Here is a 20620-nt window from a genome sequence, read left to right as displayed (position 1 = left end):
TGGATGCGACCGAATTAGGAAGCGTCCGATCGTCGGGAAATGGAGGGCGACCCTACGATGCTGGATGGTCTCCCATCCACACGCGCCGGTACGCGCAGCGCGCGCCGCCGACGCTCTCCTGCAGGTTTCCATGGAACATCACTCCCAGCCTGAGCGCGCGCATGCCGCACCGCCGCAAACCGCTTACCTCACCGCATTGATCGACGCCGCGCTCGAAGCGCACCAGGCCGGCCAGCTCGACACCGCTGAATCGTTTTACCGCGAAGCGCTCACGCTCGATGCCGCGCATACCGGAGCACTGCACTACTTCGGCGTGCTGCACTATCAGCGCGGCAATCACGATACCGCCGCCGGCCTGATGAGCCGCGCGCTCAAACTCGACCGCCACGATGCCGCCTGCTGGAGCAACCGCGGACTCGTAGCGGCCGCGCTCGGTCATCTCGACGAAGCAATGATCTGCTACGACCAGGCGCTGCAACTCAAGCCTGATTTCGCCGACGCGCACAACAACTTCGGCGCCGCGCTGCAAGCGCAGGGCGCCTTCCTGGAAGCGGTCGAACATTACCGGCTGGCGCTGGCATCGAACCCCGCGCTGCTCGACGCGCATCTGAACCTAGGCACGGCGCTAACCAAGCTCGCCCGTTTCGACGAAGCGCTCGCGTGCTACCGGCACGTCCTGTCGCTCGATCCGGCATCGGCGGACGCGCACTTCAGCGCGGGAAATGCGTACCAGGCGAAAGGCGACCACGGCGCGGCGATCGCCAGCTTCGAGCAAGCGCTGGCGCTGCGGGCGGATTATGCGCAAGCGCACGTCAATCTGGGCAGCCTGATCGGCAAGCTCGGCGACTATGCGGGCGCTGAAGCGCACTACCGGCGCGCAGTCGCGCTCAAACCGATTCCGACTCACCTCGTGTGTCTGGGCGGATCACTCGGTGCGCAAGGCCGCCTCGACGAAGAGGAAGGTTTCTATCGCCAGGCGCTCGCGCTCGATCCGCATTACGCGGACGCGCATCAGAATCTCGCATGGCTGTTGCTCAAGCGCGGCGACTACACGCAAGGCTGGGCCGAATTCGCGCTGCGCTGGCGCAAGAGCGACTATGACGCGATCGCGGTGCCGGGCGTGGCCGAATGGCGTGGCGAGCCGCTCGCAGGGCGTCGCCTGCTGCTGGTCGGCGAACAGGGTTTCGGCGACCACTTCCAGTTCCTGCGCTTTGCGAGCGTGCTGGCCCAGCGCGGCGCGACCGTCGACCTCTGCGTCCGCGAGCCGCTGCTGCCTCTGGTCGAGCGCATAGCGGGCGTGCATCGCGCGGTCAGCGGCAAGCCCGGCGGCGAGTACGATTTCTGGGTGCCGATGATGAGCGTGCCGTCCTGTCTCGGCACGGATCTCGCAAGTCTTCCTGCGGACGTGCCCTATCTGTTCGCCGAGGAAACGAAGCTCGAGGCATGGCGCAAACGGCTCGGCGCGGCCAACGGATCGAAGCGCAAGGTGGGCCTCGTTTGGGCCGGCAGTCCCACGTTCGGCAACGACCGCTATCGGTCGATGACGCTGGCCGAACTGAGCACGCTCAGCGAGCTGGAGAATGTCACTTGGTACGCGTTGCAAAAAGGCCCGGCGCATGCGCAATTGGCCGACGCCCCGCCGGCTTTCCGTGCCCATGATTTCACCGCCGAGTTGGACAGCTTCGAAGACACGGCCGCGCTGATCATGAATCTCGATCTGGTGATCGCGGTGGACACCGCCGTCGCGCATCTGGCCGGCGCCTTGGGCAAACCCGTGTGGTTACTGCTGCCCGCCAACTCCGACTGGCGCTGGCTGGAAACGCGCAGCGACTCGCCGTGGTATCCGGGGATGAGGTTGTTCCGCCAAGCGGTGTTGGGGGATTGGGCGCCGGTGGTCGGAGAAGTGACACAAGCTTTGAAGAAGGACGCTCAGTGAGTAAATCGCGACATTGGACAGGTTTTGGCGTGCCTGCGCACAGCCAGATGAGTCACGAAAACCGTTTCGTCGTCACGCCGAGCGAGATCAACGCGCTGCGCGTGTGTACGACCGTGCCCATCACGAGCAGCGAAAGTTTCACCCGCAACGTCGGTCTTGCGGTTCCGGTCTCAGGGCACGACACGAGCGGCGTCGCAGTCCGCAACCAGCTTCGCACCTTCGACATCGACGCATGAGTGAGCGGCGGTTCGGCCCGCTACATCGAAACGCTCGACAAGGTCACCGCTAACGAAATCGTCGCGCGGGTCAGCAGCGCCATCGACCCCGCGCCGTAGCAACATCCAGCGCCGCCTCACCCCGCCTCCACCACGAACCCGCGCTGCCGTAAAAGCTCCAGCACGCCTTTGCGGCCACCCAGATGCAGCGCGCCGATCGCCACGAACACTGGTTTGTTCGGCGCGGCGATCAACAGCATCCGCGAAACGAAGCGCCGGTTGCGGTCATAGACGATCTTGTTGTCGATCGAATCGGAGACACGTTTGTCGCGCGCCAGCTTTTCGGATTTCGCGGCTTGCCAGGCGGCGATCGCATCCGCATCGCCCACGCGCCACAGACGATGTAGCGTCCGCACATCCTCGACGTTTTCCGCCGGCGTCTGCACGAGGTCCTGCGCCAGCATCTCGCGCTGCTGCGCGAGCGACAGCCCCGTGAACGCGCGCATCTGCTGCGGCAAGGTCTCGAGACCGACGATCTTGCCGCGCGTGCGGATATACACGTTCTGCAACTGCGCTTCCGAGCCGTACTCGGTCTGCAGGCCCGCGCTCAGGGAATCGTAGGTTTCGACCAGCAACGAAGCGAGCCAGGGCCGCGTTTTCTTGATGGCGTCCAGTGCTGCCGGGTTGCCGCGCAGGCGGAGCGCCAGCTTGTGCCACAAAGGCTCGGGCAGCAGACCCGGCAGACAGTCGCGCCGGCAGACGCCGTACTTCGACACATCGTCTTGCGAGACAAGCAGTTCGTCGGGTGAGAGTTCGAGCGCCAGTGTCGGCGAGGCAGCCAGTGCGCCGAGGATCGGTGCGCGAAAGGGCTGATTGGCGGGGTAGTCGGCCGGATCGCCGACATGCAGCGTACCCAGCACGTAGATAGTGGTCGTGCCGCGTGTGGCGACGTAGAACGGCATGCGCGCCGGCTGCGCTCGTACCGGGCCGCTCGCCGTGGTGCCCGGCGAGGCGGGCGGCGGATTGAAACCCGGCAGGCTGGCGCGTGGCGGCGCCGGCAGGTTGGGCACTGGCAGCGCTGGACGCCCTGCCTGCGCGGGCGCATTGGCGGCCGCCCCGGCCGCATGCGTGACGCCGATGGCTGCCGTGCCCGGATGAAAAACGGAACAAACGCCGAGGAGCGCGGCACCGGTCAGTGCACGCGCCCTCCAGCGCCGCGCGAATGCGGCACCAAGGTCGCCATCACGCAAGCGGCGCGTAAGACGACGCGCCGCCAACCCATCAGGCATCCACGTCCCCCACCTCCTCGGCGCGGTGACACGACACCTGGCGGCCATCCACTTCACGCAGCTTCGGTTCTTCACTGCGGCAGCGGTCGATCACGTACGGGCAGCGTTGATGAAACGTGCAGCCCGACGGTGGATTCAGCGGCGACGGCATTTCACCTTGCAGCTTGATCTTGATCGCGCGATCCGCCTCGAAGATGGACGGCGTGGCCGACATCAACGCGCGCGTGTACGGATGACGCGGCTTCGAGAAAATCCGCTTCTTGTCGCCGAGCTCCGCCACGCCGCCGAAGTACATCACCATCACATCGTCGGCGATATGCTCCACCACCGAGAGGTTATGCGAAATGAACACGTAGCTGGTCTTGAACTGCTCCTGCAGATCCATGAACAGGTTCAGAATCTGCGCCTGGATCGACACGTCGAGCGCCGACACGGGTTCGTCGGCGACCACGATCTGCGGATCGAGAATCATCGCGCGCGCAATCGCCACACGCTGCCGCTGGCCGCCGGAGAACATATGCGGATAGCGCTTCGCATGTTCCGGACGCAGGCCGACGGTGCGCATCATCTGCGCGATCCGTTCGGCGCGCTCGGTCGCGCTCAGCTGCGTGTTGATCGCCAGCGGCTCGCCGAGCGTCTGCTCGACGGTCTTGCGCGGATTCAGCGACGCAAACGGATTCTGGAACACCATCTGCACGCGCCGCCGCAGCGCCGCGACCTTCGCATGATCGGCGCCGGCCACGTCTTCACCGTCGATCAGCAAGCGGCCCGCGCTGGGCGCTTCGATCATGGTCAATTGACGCGCGAGCGTCGATTTGCCGCAGCCGGATTCGCCGACCACCGCCAGGGTCTTGCCGCGTTCGAGCGCGAACGAGACACCGTTGAGCGCCTTCACCGTGCCGGACGCGAACAGGCCGCGCTTGACCGTGTAGTAACGCGCCAGCTGCTCCGCGACCAGCACGTGATCGCCCGCATGGTTCGACTGGCGCCGTGTTTCGAGTACTGCGTTCATCGTGCGCCTCCATGGGTGTGAACGTTGGCGTCGCCGCTCAGGTTCAGGGGTTTGATGCAGCGTACGCGCGCCACTTCAGCGTGACCCTGCATCGGCGCCAGTGCGGGCCGCGCCTTCATGCAGTCGTCGACCACGTACTTGCAGCGCGGTGCGAAGAGACAGCCCTTCGGCCGGTCGTCGCGTCCCGGCACCATGCCCGGCAGCGCCGCGAGCCGCACGGCGCCGACATTATGCTCGGGAATCGCCGCCAGCAACGCTTCCGTGTAGGGATGATGCGGCGCGGCGAAGATGTCCGGTACGCGGTTGGTCTCGATCACTTCGCCAGCGTACATGACCGCGACGCGTTGCGCGACCTCGGACACCACCGCCAGATCGTGCGAGATCAGCACGAGCGCCATGCCGCGCTCCTTTTGCAGCTTGATCAGCAGTTCCATGATCTGCGCCTGGATCGTCACGTCGAGCGCGGTGGTCGGCTCGTCGGCGATCAGCAGCTTCGGATTGCAGGCGATCGCCATGGCGATCATCACGCGCTGGTTCATGCCGCCCGACATCTGATGCGGGAACGAACTGATACGGCTTTTTGCATCCGGAATGCCGACCTGGTCGAGCAGTTCCAGCGCGCGTTTGTCCAACGCGCTGCCGCGCAGGCCTTCGTGCAGCTTCAGCACTTCCTTGATCTGATAGCCGACCGTGTAGCTCGGGTTCAGACTGGTGAGCGCGTCCTGGAACACCATCGCGATATCTTTGCCGATGATCTTGCGGCGTTCCTTCGCCGATGCCTTCAGCAGATTCTTGCCGTTGAAGGTGATTTCGTCGGCCGTCACTTTGCCGGGTGCGTCGATCAGGCCCATCAGCGCCATCATCGTCACGCTCTTGCCCGAGCCCGATTCGCCGACCACGCCGACCACTTCGCCCGGCGCGACCTCGAGGTTGATCCGGTCGACGGCGGGCAGTCCGTTGAAGTCCACCGACAGATTGCGGATGGTCAATAAGCTAGTCATTACGCCATCCTTTTCAGTTTCGGGTCGAGTGCGTCACGCAGCCCGTCGCCGAGCAGATTGATGGCGAGCACCGAGATCAGGATGGACAGACCCGGCATCGTAACGATCCACCAGGCACTGTCGATGTAGTCACGCGCCGAGGCCAGCATCGCGCCCCACTCCGCCGAAGGCGGTTGCACGCCGAGGCCGAGAAAGCCGAGTGCCGCGGCGTCGAGAATCGCCGACGAAAAGCCCAACGTGGCCTGCACGATCAGCGGCGCGGTGCAGTTCGGCAACACTTGCGAGAACATCAGGCGCAAGGTGCCGGCGCCCGCCACGCGCGAAGCCGTCACGTATTCCTTCTGCAACTCGCCTTGCGCCGACGCGCGCGTCAAACGCACGTAGCCGGGCAACGCGACGATCGCGATGGCGAGCATCGTGTTGACGAGACCCGGGCCGATGATCGCGACCACCGCAACGGCGAGCAGCAGCGACGGCAACGCGAGCAGCACGTCCATGATGCGCATGATCGGCGTGTCGGCCCATTTCTCGAAGAATGCCGCGATCAGCCCGAGCACGACGCCCGGAATCAGCGCGAGCACCACCGAGACGAAGCCGATCCAGAACGACAGCCGCGCGCCGTACATCAGACGCGAGAGGATGTCGCGGCCCGCTTCGTCGGTGCCGAGAATGAACTTCCAGTTGCCGCCGTCGAGCCATGCGGGCGGAATCTTCACGAAGTCGCGGTATTGCTCGATCGGGCTGTGCGGCGCGATCAACGGCGCGAAGATCGCGACGAAGATCAGCGCCAGCACGACGATGCCGGCGCCGACCGCGCCACGGTTACGCGAGAAATTCGCCCAGAATTCACGGGCGGCGATAGCACGGCCACTCGGGGGAGTAACCGACTGGGGGACGGTGTTTTGAATGTCTGCCATGGTCATGCCTCCCGCGGAGCCGCCTCAAGGGAGGCATGCGCCCCCTCGGGGGGCTGCGAACGCAAGTGAGCGTGGGGGTTCATGATATTTGCCTCCCGCGGAGCCGCCTCAAGGGAGGCATGCGCCCCCTCGGGGGGCTGCGAACGCAAGTGAGCGTGGGGGTTCATATTCTTACCTCGTATGGCGGATGCGTGGGTTGAGCACGCCGTACAACAGATCGACGACGAGGTTCACGACGATCACCAGCGTGGCGATCATCAGGATACCGCCCTGCACCACCGGATAGTCGCGCCGGCCGATCGCGTCGATTAGCCACTTGCCGATGCCCGGCCAAGAAAACAGCGTCTCGGTCAGCACCGCGCCCGCGAGCAGCGTGCCGACCTGCAGACCGATCACGGTCACGACCGGAATCAGCGCATTGCGCAATGCATGCACGACGATCACGCGTCCCGGCGACAAGCCTTTCGCGCGCGCGGTGCGGATGTAGTCCTCGCGCAGCACTTCGAGCATCGACGAACGCGTCATGCGTGCGACGACGGCCAGCGGAATCGTGCCGAGCACGATGGCCGGCAGGATCAGATGGCTCAGCGCGGATTTGAACGCGCCTTCGTCGGTGGACATCATGGCGTCGATCAGCATGAAGCCGGTCACGTGCGGAATGTCGTATTCGACCGCGATACGGCCGGACACCGGCGTCCAGCCGAGCTTCACGGAAAACACCATGATGAGGATCAAGCCCCACCAGAAGATCGGCATCGAGTAGCCGGTCAGGGCCGTGCCCATCACACCGTGATCGACCACCGTGCCGCGCCTCAAAGCCGCGAACACGCCCGCCGGCAAGCCCACGATCAAGGCGAACAGCATCGCGCAGATCGACAGTTCGACGGTAGCGGGAAAGCGTGCGAGGAATTCGCCCATCACGCTGGTGTTGGTAATGATCGAGGTGCCGAGGTTGCCGTGCAGCGCGCGTCCGACGTAGTGGACGTACTGCATCGGCAGGGATTCGTCGAGCCCGAGCCGGTGCATCGCTGCGGCGTGCATGGCGGGATCGACGCCGCGCTCGCCCATCATCACTTCGATGGGGTCGCCCGGTATCAGGTGAATCAGCGCGAACGCGAGGATCGTGATGCCGATGAAGGTCGGAATCACCATGCCGATGCGGCGCAAAACAAAGCGGAACATGGTTTTGTCCCTATGGTCTTGATGAAGAAAAAACGCAACCGGCGACGAGGGCTTGTGACCCCGGTCGCCGGACCATTTCGACCAGTTTTCTAACCGTGCGAAAAGCGTACTGCGTGAATTTTACGACTCGGTTTACGAATTACTTGATGCTGACGCCGTCGAAGCGCGCGTAACCGAGCGGTTCGATGCGCATGTCCACGACCTTCTTGCTGACAGGCTGGTACACCGTGGAGTGAGCGATCGGCGAGAACGGCAGTTGCTGCGCGAAGATCTGCTGCGCCTGCGTGTAAGCCGTCGTGCGCGCGCCTTGATCGGAGGTGACGCGGCCCTTCTGGATCAGGTCGTCGAACGGCTTGTAGCACCACTTCGAGAAGTTGTTGCCGTTCACCGCTTCGCAACCCAGCAACGTGCCGAGCCAGTTGTCCGGGTCGCCGTTGTCGCCGGTCCAGCCGATCAGCATCGTGTCGTCCTCACCGGCGTGAGCGCGCTTGATGTACTCGCCCCACTCATAAGTGACGATCTTCGCCTTCACGCCGATTTTGGCCCAGTCGGCCTGGATCATTTCCGCCATCAGGCGGGCGTTCGGGTTGTACGCGCGCTGCACCGGCATCGCCCAGAGGGTGATGTCGAAGCCGTTCGGGTAGCCGGCCTTCGCCAGCAAGGCCTTGGCCTTGTCCGCATCGTAGGACGCGCTCTTCAGGTTCTTGTCGTACGACCATTGCGTCGGCGGCATCGGGTTCGTGGCTGCCTGGCCCGCGCCCTGGTACACCGACTCGATGATCGCCTTCTTGTTGATCGCCATGTCGAGCGCCTGACGCACTTCGACCTTGTCGACCGGCTTGTGCGACACGTTGTACGCGAGGTAGCCGAGGTTGAAGCCCGGTTGCGACGGCATCGCGATGTTCGCTTCAGCCTTCAGCGGCGCGATGTCGGCCGGACGCGGATAGCTCATCACCTGGCATTCGTCGCGCTTGATCTTCTGCACGCGCACGCCGGCGTCCGGCGTGATCGAGAAGATCAGCTTGGAGATCTTCACCGTGTTCGGCTTCCAGTAGTCCGGATTGCCGTCGAAGCGGATCGTCGCGTCTTTCGTGTAGCTGCGGAAAATGAACGGACCCGTGCCGACCGGGAACTGGTTGATGTCGGCGGCCTTGCCGGCTTTCAGCAGCTGGTCGCCATATTCACCCGAGAGGATCGACGCGTATTCCATCGCCAGATTCTGGATGAACGGCGCGTTGACTTCCTTCAGCGTGAACTTGACCGTGTACGGATCGACCTTTTCGACACTGGTGATCAGCTTGTCGAGGCCCATGTCCGTGAAGTACGGGAACTGGACCGGGTAAGCCTTATGAAATGCCGAGTTCGGATCCAGCATGCGCTGGAACGTGAACACGACGTCATCCGCATTGAATTCGCGCGTCGGCTTGAAGAACGACGTGGTCTGGAACTTCACGCCATGACGCAGGTGGAACGTGTAGGTCTTGCCGTCCGCCGACACTTCCCACTTTTCGGCGAGGCCCGGTTCCACCTTGGTGCCGCCGCGTTCGAATTCGACGAGACGGTTGTAGACGGTGAACGTATTAGCCGTGAAATCGGTGCCCGTGGTGTATTGGGCCGGATCGAAACCCGCAGGACTGCCTTCTGAGCAGTAAACCAGGGTTTTATTCGGAATCTCGGCGCGCGCGACACTTGCGCCCACCATCGATGCCGCTGCAGCTGCGACGAGCGTCGTAACACGCGCGGCGCGCAACAGATTGTTTTGCTTCATGTTTCCTCCAGGATCGTGGCCGGCTCCCGCCGGCGTAGCGCGATATTACTTGAGCTTGGCTCGCAGCAACAAGCGGAGGAAATTCCCTGTGTCGATCGGAGTTAGCGCTTTAGCGCTTACTCCGATCCCACGCAGCGCGGACGATCGAAAACCATCGTGCATCAAACGCGGCCGCACCCCGGGCGATGCCGGGAACGTGCGGCCGCAGAGGGTGGCTGCGGCAAAAAGCGGCCCGCCGGCGTTATTTCAGGCCGACATTCATGAATTGCGTCGGGCCGAACGGGTCGATCTTGAAACCCGTGACATTCTTGCTGATCGGCTGATAGACCGTGGAGTGGGCGATCGGCGTAAAGGGAACCTGTTCCTTGAATATCTCCTGAGCTTCCATATAAGCCTTGGTGCGCTCCGGCAGGTCGGTGGTGCCGCGGCCTTTCTTGATCAAATCGTCGTAAGGTTTGTAGCACCATTTGGAGAAGTTACTGCCGTTGACCGCGTCGCAACCCAGCAATACGCCGAGCCAGTTATCAGGGTCGCCATAATCACCGGTCCAGCCGATCAGCATCGCTTCATGTTCGCCGGCATGGCCGCGGCGAATATATTCGCCCCATTCGTAAGTGGCGATCTTCACCTTGACGCCGATCTTCGCCCAATCGGATTGCAGCATTTCCGCCATCAGGCGGGCGTTCGGGTTATACGGCCGTTGAACCGGCATGGCCCACAGCGTCAGGTCGAAGCCGTCCGGATAACCCGCCTGTTTCAACAGCGCTTTGGCTTTTTCCGTGTCGAACGGGGCGTCCTTGAGATTCTTGTCGTAGCCCCACTGGGTCGGCGGCATGGGGTTGGTCGCCGCCTGGCCCGCGCCCTGATACACCGACTCGATAATCGCTTTCTTATTGATCGACATATCGAGCGCACGGCGCACCAACACATTGTCGAGTGGTTTTTTGGTCGTGTTGTAGGCGATATAGCCGAGGTTGAAACCCACCTGGTTCGGCATGGCAAGTGAAGCGTCGGCTTTCACCGCCGGAATATCGGCGGGACGCGGATACGCCATCACCTGGCATTCGCCGCGTTTGAGTTTTTGCAGACGCACGGCCGGATCGACGGTAATCGCGAATATCAGCTTGCTGACTTTGACGATACCCGGCTTCCAGTAATCGGGATTACCGTCGAAGCGAATCGTATCGTCTTTCGTATAGCTGCGGAAAATGAACGGACCGGTGCCGACCGGATATTGATTGATATCCGACGCTTTGCCCGCTTTCAATAACTGGTCGCCATATTCAGCCGACAGGATCGATGCGAACGGCATTGCGATCTGTTGTAAAAACGGTGCATCCACTTCCTTCAGCGTGAACTTGACCGTGTACGGATCGATTTTTTCGACCTTCGCGATATTCTTGGCGAGGCCGAGATCGGTGAAATACGGGAACGGCACCGAATACGCCTTGCGGAACGGCTGCTCCGGATCCAGCATCCGCTGATAGGTGAAGACCACGTCGTCCGCGTTGAATTCGCGCGTCGGCTTGAAAAACGAGGTGGTCTGGAATTTCACGCCGTGGCGCAAATGAAACGTATACGTCAGTCCGTCCGGCGACACATCCCACTTTTCAGCCAGACTCGGTTCGATATCCGTGCTGCCGTGCGCGAACTCGATCAGGCGGTTGTACACCGTGTACGACCCCGCGCTGAATTCGACGCTGGTGGTGTATTGCGCGCTGTCGAAGCCCGCCGGACTGCCTTCGGAGCAGAACACAAGGGTCTTGTCGGGCAGCGTGGCCGCTTCGGTGGCGGCGGGCGCGAGGCCCGCGCTCAGCACTGCACAGGCGCTCAGCGCTGGAAGACAGGTTTGGCGAACAGCAAACAGCAACTTGGATACCGTCATCACGTTCTCCGCACAGCAGCCACGTCAGCTGCGCTTCGATCATAGACAGCACAAAAATCGGGTTCAATGCGGGCTTACGCGCCGCAAGCTTCGCGCGGGGCAGCATGTTTGTTGCGATGCAGCAGCCGTTGCAGGCGTTATGCGTGCGCCGGATTCGTCATTCCGCTTTCGTTCGCCTGGCGTTTGCGTGGTGTTCTGGCGTGGCGTTCGCATGAAAGCCGCGCCGCCATTCACGGCGCGAAAAAAAACCGCGCGGCTGAGGTTGAATCAGTCGCGCGGTTTCGTTTCTGCAACGTGATCTGGCTGTTACGTTTTCAGCCGCTCGCAGATCGCCTTGGTGGCCGCGGCGCCATTGAGCGTGTAGAAGTGCAGGCCCGGCACTTTGGCATCGATAAGACGCCCGCACAGGTCCGTCACCACATCCAGCCCGAACGCGCGGATCGACTCGCGGTCGTCGCCGAAGCTCTCCAGCCGGCGCGCGATCCAGCGCGGCACTTCAGCACCGCACATCTCCGAGAAACGCATCAGCTGCGAAAAGTTCGTGATCGGCATGATGCCCGGCACGATCGGCACGTCCACGCCGAGTTTTCTCGCGTCGTCGACGAAACGGAAGTAGGCGTCAGCGTTGAAAAAGTACTGCGTGATCGCCGAATTGGCGCCGGCCTTCACTTTGCGGGCAAAGTTTTCCAGATCCTGACGCGGCGAGCGCGATTGCGGGTGGTATTCCGGATAGCCGGCCACCTCGATCCAGAACCAGTCGCCGAATTCGGCGCGGATGAAGCTCACCAGCTCCGACGCGTAGCGCAGTTCGCCCACTTCGCCCATGCCTGACGGCAGATCGCCGCGCAGCGCGACGATATGGCGAATGCCATGCGCGCGGTACTCGTTGAGGATCGCGCGCAGGCTCTCCTTGGACGAGCCGATGCACGACACGTGCGGCGCCGCTTCGAGCCCTTCCTTCGCCATATCGACGACGGTATCGAGCGTGCCCTGTTGCGTCGAGCCACCGGCGCCGAACGTAACGGACACGAACTTGGGCTTGAGCGTGGCAAGCTGCACACGCGTGGCGCGCAGCTTGTCGACGCCTTCCTGCGTTTTCGGCGGGAAGAATTCGAATGAAAGTTCGATCGGGTTCATGATTCAGTGGGTCAACCGAGACTGCGGTTGCCAAAAATAAGCGCGGACAGCAGCCACGAAACGATGCTGTACAGAATCGAGCCGAAGAACGCCGACCAGAAACCCGACACTTCGAAGCCCTTCAGGAGCGACGCGCACAACCAGAAACACAGCGCGTTCACCACCAGAATGAAGAGGCCGAGCGTGAGAATCGTCACGGGCAGCGTCAGCAGGATCAACACCGGCCGCAGAACCGTGTTGATCAACCCGAGCACCACCGCGACGATCAATGCGGTGCCGAAACTGCGGATATGAATCGACGGAACGAGGTAGGTGATGATCAGGAGCGCAAGCGCGTTGATCAGCCAGGTCAGCAGCAGGGTCATGTAGAGCTCCTTTGGCAGGATGTCCGGGAACGGGAAAAAGCGCGCAAAACGCGAGCGGCAGGCGGCCATGGCGAACCAGGCGGCGCATGATGCGCCGCCCCGTCTTCAAACTGCCGTGCGGTCAAACCGCCCGCGGCGTGCTTAGTAGCGGTAGTGGTTCGGCTTGAACGGACCGTTCTTGTCGACGCCGATGTAGCCGGCCTGCTCGTCCGACAGCACGGTCAGGTTCGCGCCGATGCGCGCCAGATGCAGGCGTGCGACCTTCTCGTCCAGATGCTTCGGCAACACGTACACCTTGTTCTCGTACTTCGCGCCTTGCGTGAACAGTTCGATCTGCGCGAGCGTCTGGTTCGTGAACGAGTTCGACATCACGAACGACGGGTGGCCCGTCGCGCAACCCAGATTCACGAGGCGGCCTTCAGCCAGCAGAATCACGCGCTTGCCGTCCGGGAAAATGATGTGGTCGACTTGCGGCTTGATGTTGTCCCACTGGTACTGACGGGTCGACGCGACGTCGATTTCCGAGTCGAAGTGACCGATGTTGCAGACGATCGCGTTGTGACGCATCGCCTTCATGTGGTCGTGGCCGATCACGTGGTAGTTGCCGGTCGCCGTCACGAAAATGTCGGCCTTGTCGGCCGCGTATTCCATCGTCACGACGCGGTAGCCTTCCATCGCCGCCTGCAGCGCGCAGATCGGATCGATTTCGGTGACCCACACCGTCGCGCCCAGACCGCGCAGCGATTGCGCGCAGCCCTTGCCCACGTCGCCGTAACCCGCGACCACCGCGATCTTGCCCGCGATCATCACGTCGGTCGCGCGCTTGATGCCGTCGACGAGCGACTCGCGGCAGCCGTACAGGTTGTCGAACTTCGACTTGGTGACCGAGTCGTTGACGTTGATCGCCGGGAACGGCAGGCGGCCTTCTTTTTCCATCTGATACAGACGGTGCACGCCGGTCGTGGTTTCTTCGGTCACACCCTTGATGTGCGCGAGGCGCGTGGAGTACCACGTCGGGTCGGCGTCCAGATGACGTTCGATCGACTTGTACAGCGCGACTTCTTCCTCGTTGGTCGGCTTCGAGATCACCGAGCGGTCTTTCTCTGCCTTCGAGCCGAGGATCAGCAGCAACGTGGCGTCGCCGCCGTCGTCGAGGATCATGTTGGCGAACTCACCGTTCGGCCATTCGAAAATGCGGTGCGAGAATTCCCAGTACTCGTCGAGCGATTCGCCCTTGAATGCGAACACCGGCGTGCCGGCCTTGGCGATTGCCGCGGCGGCGTGGTCCTGCGTCGAGAAGATATTGCACGAAGCCCAGCGCACGTCCGCGCCAAGCGCCGTCAGCGTCTCGATCAGCACGCCGGTCTGGATCGTCATGTGCAGCGAACCTGCGACGCGCGCGCCCTTCAGCGGCTGCTGCGCCTTGTATTCTTCGCGCGTTTGCACGAGGCCGGGCATTTCCGTCTCGGCAATGTTGAGTTCCTTGCGGCCCCAGTCGGCAAGCGACATGTCGGCGACAACGAAATCCTGGGAAGTTTTGGAATCGATAACTGCGGCGTTCATCACGCCCTCCTTTCTAAGAAATTGACTAGAAATTTGACGTGAGCGCGGTTCGATGCGGGGGCCAGGAAAGCGCTATGCGCATTCAGGCCCGCCGATTGAAGCCTTCGAGCCTGGCGGGCGGCCGGCGAATATGCTGATTCGCGGTACCCGTCGCAACGCTCCTCGAAGACGAACGGCGATTGTAGCAAATCGAGATGGCTTCGGGGCGCGGATCGGGTTTCGCGTTTGCCACCCGGTGTGGGCGGTGGACGGGCGCAAGACGCGCCCGACGCAGCCGCCGTCAGCAGCTTACGGAGCGCTCCCCGGCGCGATGGGCGCCGTCTGCGCGGCAGCCTGAAGCGTCACGTGTGCCGCGCGCAATTGCGCGATGCCGGCGCGCGCCGTGTCGAGGAACTGCCGGGAGAGACGAAACGAATCGGCCGTATCGTCCGGATCGGCCGTTTGCAGGCCCAGCGCGATGCGAAAGTAACGCTCGGCGTGAATCCCCGCGTGGTAGTGCATGCGCACGCGCTTTGCGTCCTCCAGACGCGGGTTGCCGAACACATCACGCAACGCCCAGGAAAACGCGCCGTCCTCTCCGCCAATGCGGCGAAATGCGTCGTCCATCGGAAAACCGCCGAGCGCGAGGTATGCCGCGCGGCGAATGATCAAGCTGCTCGGCACCGTATTGCTGAGCGTCGCCGCATGCGCGGCGAAGTCCGGGTGGGCTGTGAGCACACGGGGGAAATCGGTGTATTCCACGTCGAGGCGCACGGACACTTCGTTAGGGTTGTACGCGAGGAACGCGCTCGCGGCGCCGAGGGCGCCGGGCAGGTATTCGTCGTCGGCGTCGAGGAAGGCGAGCAGTTCGTGCGACGCATGCATCGCGCCCCAGTTGCGTGCTCGCGCCGCGCCGCCGTTGTACGGCATCCGCAGCAGACACACACGCACGTCGAGGCTGCCGCACTGGGCCACGATGGCCGCGGAGGCATCGGTCGAGCCGTCGTCCACCACGATGATCTGTGCGGCCTCAGGCTGAATCCGGCAACTTTGCAAAGCACGAACGAGCGTCGCCGCGCCGTTGTAGCAGGGAATGATGATCGAAACGGGCGTCATGAATGAGCGGGCGCGATAGGCGGGTCAACGGAGAAGAACCGTCGATGTTATGCCGCTTGCCGCCGAGCGCATCTTGAAATGGGCGCGCGCCTTCGGCCAGAAGACAGGACATGCGTCGACGCATGCGGCAACGGCGGCGGCAGCGCGACTAACGCCATCGGCGGCCATCGGCGCAGGCACAGCAAAAGTCAGCCCGCACCGCCCTGCGGCGTGCCCGCGATATAAATACGATGACTTACAATCACTCCGATCATTCCAATCTGGAATTCTGGAGCCTGAGATCGTGGAACTACGAGCGCTGCGGTATTTCGTCGAAGTGGTGCGTCAGCAAAGTTTCACCGTCGCCGCCGAGCAGATGTTCGTCACGCAGCCGACCATCAGCAAAATGGTCAAGTCGCTGGAAGACGAAATCGGCTCTCCGCTGTTGTTGCGTGACGGGCGGCAAATGGTGCTGACCGATGCCGGCCGCATCGTCTACCAGCGCGGTCAGGACGTGCTGGCGGCGCATGCGCAGCTGCAGGCTGAACTGAACGACCTCGACACGCTCGGCCGCGGCCAGCTCACCATTGGCATTCCGCCGATGGGCGGCTCGCTCTTCACGCCGGTTATCGCCGCGTTTCGCCAGCGTTATCCGAAAATCGAACTCAAGCTGTTCGAGCAAGGCTCGCGCGCTATCGAAGCGGCGCTGATCAACGGCGAACTGGAGTTGGGCGGCGTGCTGCAGCCGGTCGACCCGGAAAATATCGACGTGTTGCCGGTGACCCGCCAACTCCTGTGGCTCGTCGCGCGTACCGGCTCGCGCTGGGACAAACTCCACGAGGTGCCGCTCGCGCAACTCGCCGACGAACCATTCGTGTTCTACGGCGAAAGTCTCGCGCTCAATGACGTGGTGTTGAACGCGTGCCGGACGGCCGGCTTTGCGCCGACCATCGTCGGGCGCAGCGGACATTGGGATTTCATGGCGGCGCTGGTACTGGCCGGCGTCGGCATCGCCTTATTGCCGGCGCCGTATTGCCGGCGGCTAGACCCTGCGAAGTTCACCTGCCGGCCGGTGGTCGAGCCGGAGATTCCGTGGGAAATGGCAATCGGCTGGCGCCGCAACGGTTATCTGTCACATGCTGCGCGCGCATGGCTCGACGTGGCCCGCGAGGCCTTGCCCGGCCAGGGAGGCGACGATTTCATGCTGGCGCCGGGCATCGGCGTGGCCGGCATCACGACGCCGGCTCCCGCAACGCCCGCCGAATGACGGCATGCCGCCGGCAGAAACCGGCGGCATGTCTTGCATGGCGTATCGAAGCCGACCTGACTACTGCGCGACGAACTCGATGCGACGATTGGCAAAGCGACCGCTCGCCGTGTCGTTGCTCGCCACCGGGCGCGCACCGCCGTAGCCTTGCGCGCTCAGCGAATCGGCCGGCACACCTGTCTTGACGAGGTAAGCGCGCACCGCTTCGGCACGTTGCCTGGACAGTTGCAGATTGGCCCGCTCACCGCCCACATTGTCCGAATAGCCTGCCACTTCGAGCCGGGCCGTTTTGCCGTTGCCCGCGCAGGCGTTCAGCACACGCGCCGACTGGTTCAGATCTTCCACCGCCGAAGCCGGCACACGCGCGCTCGCGCTCGCGAAGTTGATCACCTGCAGGTTCAGCACCTTGACCACGTCCGCAACCGTGCAGGCGTTATCCGCCGCGAGCAGGCCCTTGATCGCGCTGCGGAAGTTCGCGGTGGCGTCGGCGACGGCGTGAGCGACATCGAACGAGCCGATCTGATACGACGCGCCGAACAGCGATTTCAGCTTGTCGAGCCAGCCGAGCTTCTTGTCCGCAGCCGCGCCGCTGAGCTCGATGTGCATGCCGTCCACTTTCACTTCCGCGCCGGGCAGCGACATCAGCGGCAACAGGCCGTCGAGATGGAGCAGCCAGTCGGCCGGCCTGATGGCCGGATCGACCGTGATGTTCGGCGCGAAGTTATATTGCCCCAGGCGCTTGGTCAGCTCGTCGATCAATTGCGTCTTTTCGGCTTCGCTGCCGAGCGTGGCCGTGACCGTCGGCTTGCCGGCCGCGTCCACGGTAAAGCTGAGCTGGCTGTCTTGGGTCGGCGCAGGCGCGGTAGCCGCCGGCTGCACGGCGCTCGCCGCACTCGCGGAGACAGCGGCGCTGGCCGCGGGTGCCGAGGCCGCCACTTCGCGGCTCGCTACCGCCGCGACCGAAGCATGGACCGGCGCGGAAGCGGGCTGTGCCGCGAGGGCGCCTTCCGAATTGCCGTGCCCGGCAGCGCGGCTCGCGTTCTGCTCGCTTTGGCAGCCACGCAGAAACAGAAAAGCCAGCACTGCCGCGAGAGCCGCGAGCAGCCACCAGAGCCACTTGTGTGAACGGCGCCCTTCGCGCATCACGGCATCCGCGGGCACGTGGATGTTCGACAAGGCCTCGGCCACCGGCCTGGACGCGGGCGTCGGATGGTCGATGTGGGCCGACACAGCCTTCAACTGCGACAGAATGTTGGCGGAGAAGGCGCCGAGCCCGCTCAGGCCGAGCGCGGTCATCAGCCGTTCATTCAGATAAGGCGCGATGGCGGGCAGTTGATGGCCCAGCAGTGTGGGCAACTGCCCGGCATTGCCCTGCCCTTCGAGAAAATGCCGCTTGAGCAGGCCGAGCAAGGTCGCACCGGCAAGGCCCGTCATGGCATGGGTGGCGTGCGCGGGCACACCGGTTTGCAGGGCGACTTCGTCGCTCAGCCCGTCGACGCGACGCTCCAGCGCGCGTTCGAGCAGATGCCTCCCGGCAATTTCCAGCTGACTCACGCCGCTGGTGCTGCCGAGCAGATGCGGCAGCTGTTCCGCAATATGGCTATTCACCTCCGGCGAGAGGATCGTGGCGAATAGCGAACGTGCGCCATCGAGCGTCGCGCCCTTCTGCATCAGGCTGGCGACGAGTGCCGGCGCCGTGCTCGCCAGCACCTTGCGGACCGCGTCCGGCGGCAGCCCGAAGCGCTCCGCGAGCTGCCGCACCACACCGTCCGTCAACGCGGACTGAATCAATTGAATCGTATTGATGCTCATCGCTTCGCTTCCTTGAGTTCCCGAACGCGCCACCTGACCCGCTCTTTTTCGCGGCGCGATTATAGGTTTCGGGAAATCTCATAAACGAAGCAGCACAATTTATGACGAATTGGCCGACGTTAGAGATAGTTGTCTCATATTTGCCGGGTGAATCGGACATCTCCGCGAAGCTCAGGCGGCATTCGTCGCTGGTCGAATCCCCTGCGTCGGCGCGACCTTTAGCGCCGCCTGGGACGCTCGGCCGGCCGCCGCGATCAGCTCGGCGGCGCGCTCGCCGATCATCACCGTCGGCGAATTGGTGTTGCCGCCGATCAGCGTCGGCATCACCGACGCATCGACGATCCGCAGCCCCGCGACACCCCGCACCCGCAATTGCGGATCGACCACCGAGCGGGCGTCGCCGCCCATCCGGCAGGTCGCCACCGGGTGATAGATCGTGTCGGCATGCGCGGCGATGGTCCGGCGCAATTCCGCCTCCGGCTGGCCGGGACGCGTGTACAGCTCCGTGCCGCCGTGCAGCGCGAGCGAAGGCGCATCGAGAATGCGCCGCGCCATCTGCGCGCCTTCCACCAGCAGGTCCAGATCGCGCGAGTCGCTGAAAAAGCGTGGATCGATCACCGGCGCGGTGCGCGCATCGGCGCTCGCAAGCGTCACGGTGCCACGGCTATGCGGCCGCAACACGCACACGTGCAGCGAATAACCGTGGCCCCAGTGCATATGGCGGTTGTGGTCGTCGACAATGGCCGCGCAGAAATGCAGTTGCAGATCAGGCCGGTCGAGCGTCGGGCGGCTCTTCAGAAAGCCGCCCGCTTCGGCGACATTGCTCGACAGCATGCCGCGCCCGTGCCGCATGAAAGTGACGAATTGCGGCAGCATCCGCGCAATGCCGCGAATCGAAAAGCCGGTCGGCTCGATCGACGCAACCCGTTTGTTGATCGTGAAATCGACGTGGTCGATCAGGTTCTGCCCGACCTCCGGCGCGTCGTGCAACACGGCGATGCCGAGCGACTGCAAGTGCGCCGCCGGCCCGATGCCCGAGCACATCAGCAGTTGCGGCGAATTGAAGGCGCCGGCCGCGAGCACCACCTCGGCCCGTGCGGTCAGTGTTTCGGTGCGGCCGCCGCGCACGATCTCGACGCCGCTCGCGCGCTTGCCCTCGAAGGTCACACGCAGCACCGTCGCGTCGGCGATCGTGTGCAGATTCGGGCGCTCGCGGTCGTAGATATAGGCGCGCGCCACGCTGCAACGGCGACCGTCGCGCTGCGTCACCTGATAGAAACCGATCCCTTCCTGCTCCGCGCCGTTGAAGTCGCTATTCGGCCTGTAGCCGGCTTCCATAGCCGCCTGCACGAAACGCCGCGAAAACGGGTTCTGATAGCGCAGATCGGAAACGGTGAGCGGGCCGCTATCGCCGTGCCATGCATCGGCACCGCGCTCATTGCCTTCGGCGCGCCGGAAATACGGCAGCACCTCCGCCCACGACCAGCCTTCGCACCCGAGCCGCGCCCATTCGTCGTAATCGAGTGGATGGCCGCGCGTGTAGATCATCGCGTTGATCGCGCTCGATCCGCCGAAGCCGCGCCCCCGCGGCTGATACCCTTGCCGTCCGCCGAGCCCCGGCTGCGGCGTGGTCAGATAACCGTAATTGGTTTTGAGCTTGTGGGGCACCACGGCCGCCACGCCGACCGGCATATTGACGAACAGATTGCGGTCGGTGTGCGGGCCGGCTTCGATCAGCGCGATCGTCGCGTCCGGGCAGCTGTCCGCGAGACGGCTCGCCAGCGCGCAACCGCCCGAGCCCGCACCGACAATGATGTAGTCGTATTGCATCCGCTCCTCCTTGTGGGCCGCGTTGCTCGCGAACCCTGTCTCCGTCGATCGGAATCAGTGCTTGAGCGGTCGACCAGCGTTCGCGCCTCAGAGCGCTACACTGGTTCCATGCAAAGCCGTGACGCCGATCCCCTGCAGGCGACTGCAGCACACTTGTCCACGTGTGTTTCACCGGCATTGTAGGGAGCGTTCGGATACGGCGGCGGGTTCGCGCCAGAGCGATTCCTCTAAACGGAAGTGCTGCCGCGACCCTATGATGAAAGACGCGCATACGCCCGCCGGGCGGCCGCGCAGGGCATTCAAACACGGCGCCGCGAGCGCCGTCCTCGCAGCGCGCGGCGCGACATGCGGCGATCAAACAGCGCAC

The 20620-nt window shown here is 63.7% G+C and carries 17 protein-coding genes and 1 riboswitch; of the genes, 4 read left to right on the top strand and 13 right to left on the bottom strand.

Features of this window, described 5'->3' with window-relative positions:
- Positions 1–130 precede the first annotated feature (130 nt).
- Both CJU94_RS06315 and CJU94_RS41720 read left to right on the top strand, forming a co-directional pair.
- Positions 131–1936, top strand: coding sequence for a tetratricopeptide repeat protein (locus CJU94_RS06315; RefSeq protein ID WP_095420240.1), 1806 nt, complete (start codon positions 131–133; stop codon positions 1934–1936).
- Positions 1937–1983: 47 nt separating this feature from the next.
- Positions 1984–2172: a type II toxin-antitoxin system PemK/MazF family toxin gene (locus CJU94_RS41720; RefSeq protein WP_244220925.1), complete on the top strand. Its 189-nt coding sequence runs from the start codon at positions 1984–1986 to the stop codon at positions 2170–2172.
- Between the two features lie 116 nt (positions 2173–2288).
- Here CJU94_RS41720 and CJU94_RS06305 read toward each other — a convergent pair whose 3' ends face one another.
- The 7 genes from CJU94_RS06305 to CJU94_RS06275 all read right to left on the bottom strand — a co-directional run bounded on the left by CJU94_RS06305 (position 2289) and on the right by CJU94_RS06275 (position 11205).
- Positions 2289–3440 (bottom strand): TraB/GumN family protein, encoded by a 1152-nt coding sequence (locus tag CJU94_RS06305; protein ID WP_095417987.1) that lies wholly within the window; start codon positions 3438–3440, stop codon positions 2289–2291.
- Positions 3433–4452 (bottom strand): peptide ABC transporter ATP-binding protein, encoded by a 1020-nt coding sequence (locus tag CJU94_RS06300; RefSeq protein ID WP_095417986.1) that lies wholly within the window; start codon positions 4450–4452, stop codon positions 3433–3435. The genes CJU94_RS06305 and CJU94_RS06300 overlap by 8 nt, the downstream gene beginning before the upstream one ends.
- Positions 4449–5453 (bottom strand): ABC transporter ATP-binding protein, encoded by a 1005-nt coding sequence (locus tag CJU94_RS06295; RefSeq protein ID WP_095417985.1) that lies wholly within the window; start codon positions 5451–5453, stop codon positions 4449–4451. Before CJU94_RS06295 ends, CJU94_RS06300 begins: the two co-directional genes overlap by 4 nt.
- Positions 5453–6370 (bottom strand): ABC transporter permease subunit, encoded by a 918-nt coding sequence (locus tag CJU94_RS06290; RefSeq protein ID WP_095420239.1) that lies wholly within the window; start codon positions 6368–6370, stop codon positions 5453–5455. Before CJU94_RS06290 ends, CJU94_RS06295 begins: the two co-directional genes overlap by 1 nt.
- Positions 6371–6541: 171 nt before the next feature.
- A complete protein-coding gene (locus CJU94_RS06285; protein WP_095417984.1) occupies positions 6542–7552 on the bottom strand; it encodes an ABC transporter permease subunit in 1011 nt (336 codons plus the stop codon).
- A gap of 139 nt (positions 7553–7691) precedes the next feature.
- Entirely contained in the window at positions 7692–9320 is a 1629-nt protein-coding gene (locus CJU94_RS06280) for an ABC transporter substrate-binding protein (protein WP_095417983.1), read from the bottom strand.
- Between the two features lie 241 nt (positions 9321–9561).
- The gene (locus tag CJU94_RS06275; RefSeq protein WP_095417982.1) at positions 9562–11205 is read right to left on the bottom strand and encodes an ABC transporter substrate-binding protein; all 1644 of its coding nucleotides are present in this window, start codon (positions 11203–11205) and stop codon (positions 9562–9564) included.
- On the opposite strand from CJU94_RS06275, the gene CJU94_RS40765 reads away from it, so the two are divergent.
- Entirely contained in the window at positions 11192–11503 is a 312-nt protein-coding gene (locus tag CJU94_RS40765; protein ID WP_157763722.1) for a hypothetical protein, read from the top strand. The genes CJU94_RS06275 and CJU94_RS40765 overlap by 14 nt on opposite strands.
- Positions 11504–11511: 8 nt before the next feature.
- Here CJU94_RS40765 and metF read toward each other — a convergent pair whose 3' ends face one another.
- From metF to CJU94_RS06255, 4 genes are all read right to left on the bottom strand, one after another.
- Positions 11512–12342 (bottom strand): methylenetetrahydrofolate reductase [NAD(P)H], encoded by an 831-nt coding sequence (gene metF, locus CJU94_RS06270; RefSeq protein ID WP_095417981.1) that lies wholly within the window; start codon positions 12340–12342, stop codon positions 11512–11514.
- An 11-nt stretch (positions 12343–12353) separates the two neighbouring features.
- Positions 12354–12707: a phage holin family protein gene (locus CJU94_RS06265; RefSeq protein WP_095420238.1), complete on the bottom strand. Its 354-nt coding sequence runs from the start codon at positions 12705–12707 to the stop codon at positions 12354–12356.
- Between the two features lie 141 nt (positions 12708–12848).
- Positions 12849–14270: an adenosylhomocysteinase gene (ahcY, locus tag CJU94_RS06260; protein WP_095417980.1), complete on the bottom strand. Its 1422-nt coding sequence runs from the start codon at positions 14268–14270 to the stop codon at positions 12849–12851.
- 33 nt (positions 14271–14303) lie between these two features.
- A riboswitch (S-adenosyl-L-homocysteine riboswitch) is annotated at positions 14304–14440 on the bottom strand.
- A 118-nt stretch (positions 14441–14558) separates the two neighbouring features.
- The gene (locus CJU94_RS06255; RefSeq protein WP_095417979.1) at positions 14559–15365 is read right to left on the bottom strand and encodes a glycosyltransferase family 2 protein; all 807 of its coding nucleotides are present in this window, start codon (positions 15363–15365) and stop codon (positions 14559–14561) included.
- Between the two features lie 283 nt (positions 15366–15648).
- On the opposite strand from CJU94_RS06255, the gene CJU94_RS06250 reads away from it, so the two are divergent.
- Positions 15649–16611, top strand: coding sequence for a LysR family transcriptional regulator (locus CJU94_RS06250; protein ID WP_095417978.1), 963 nt, complete (start codon positions 15649–15651; stop codon positions 16609–16611).
- A 60-nt stretch (positions 16612–16671) separates the two neighbouring features.
- Here CJU94_RS06250 and CJU94_RS06245 read toward each other — a convergent pair whose 3' ends face one another.
- Entirely contained in the window at positions 16672–18423 is a 1752-nt protein-coding gene (locus CJU94_RS06245; RefSeq protein WP_095417977.1) for an OmpA family protein, read from the bottom strand.
- A gap of 171 nt (positions 18424–18594) precedes the next feature.
- A complete protein-coding gene (locus CJU94_RS06240; RefSeq protein WP_095417976.1) occupies positions 18595–20253 on the bottom strand; it encodes a GMC family oxidoreductase in 1659 nt (552 codons plus the stop codon).
- Positions 20254–20620: the final 367 nt, after the last annotated feature.

This window comes from Paraburkholderia aromaticivorans, from assembly GCF_002278075.1.
Lineage (GTDB): Bacteria > Pseudomonadota > Gammaproteobacteria > Burkholderiales > Burkholderiaceae > Paraburkholderia > Paraburkholderia aromaticivorans.
The sequence above is the reverse complement of the archived record's forward strand: the minus strand, read 5'-3'. Positions and strand labels throughout refer to the sequence as shown.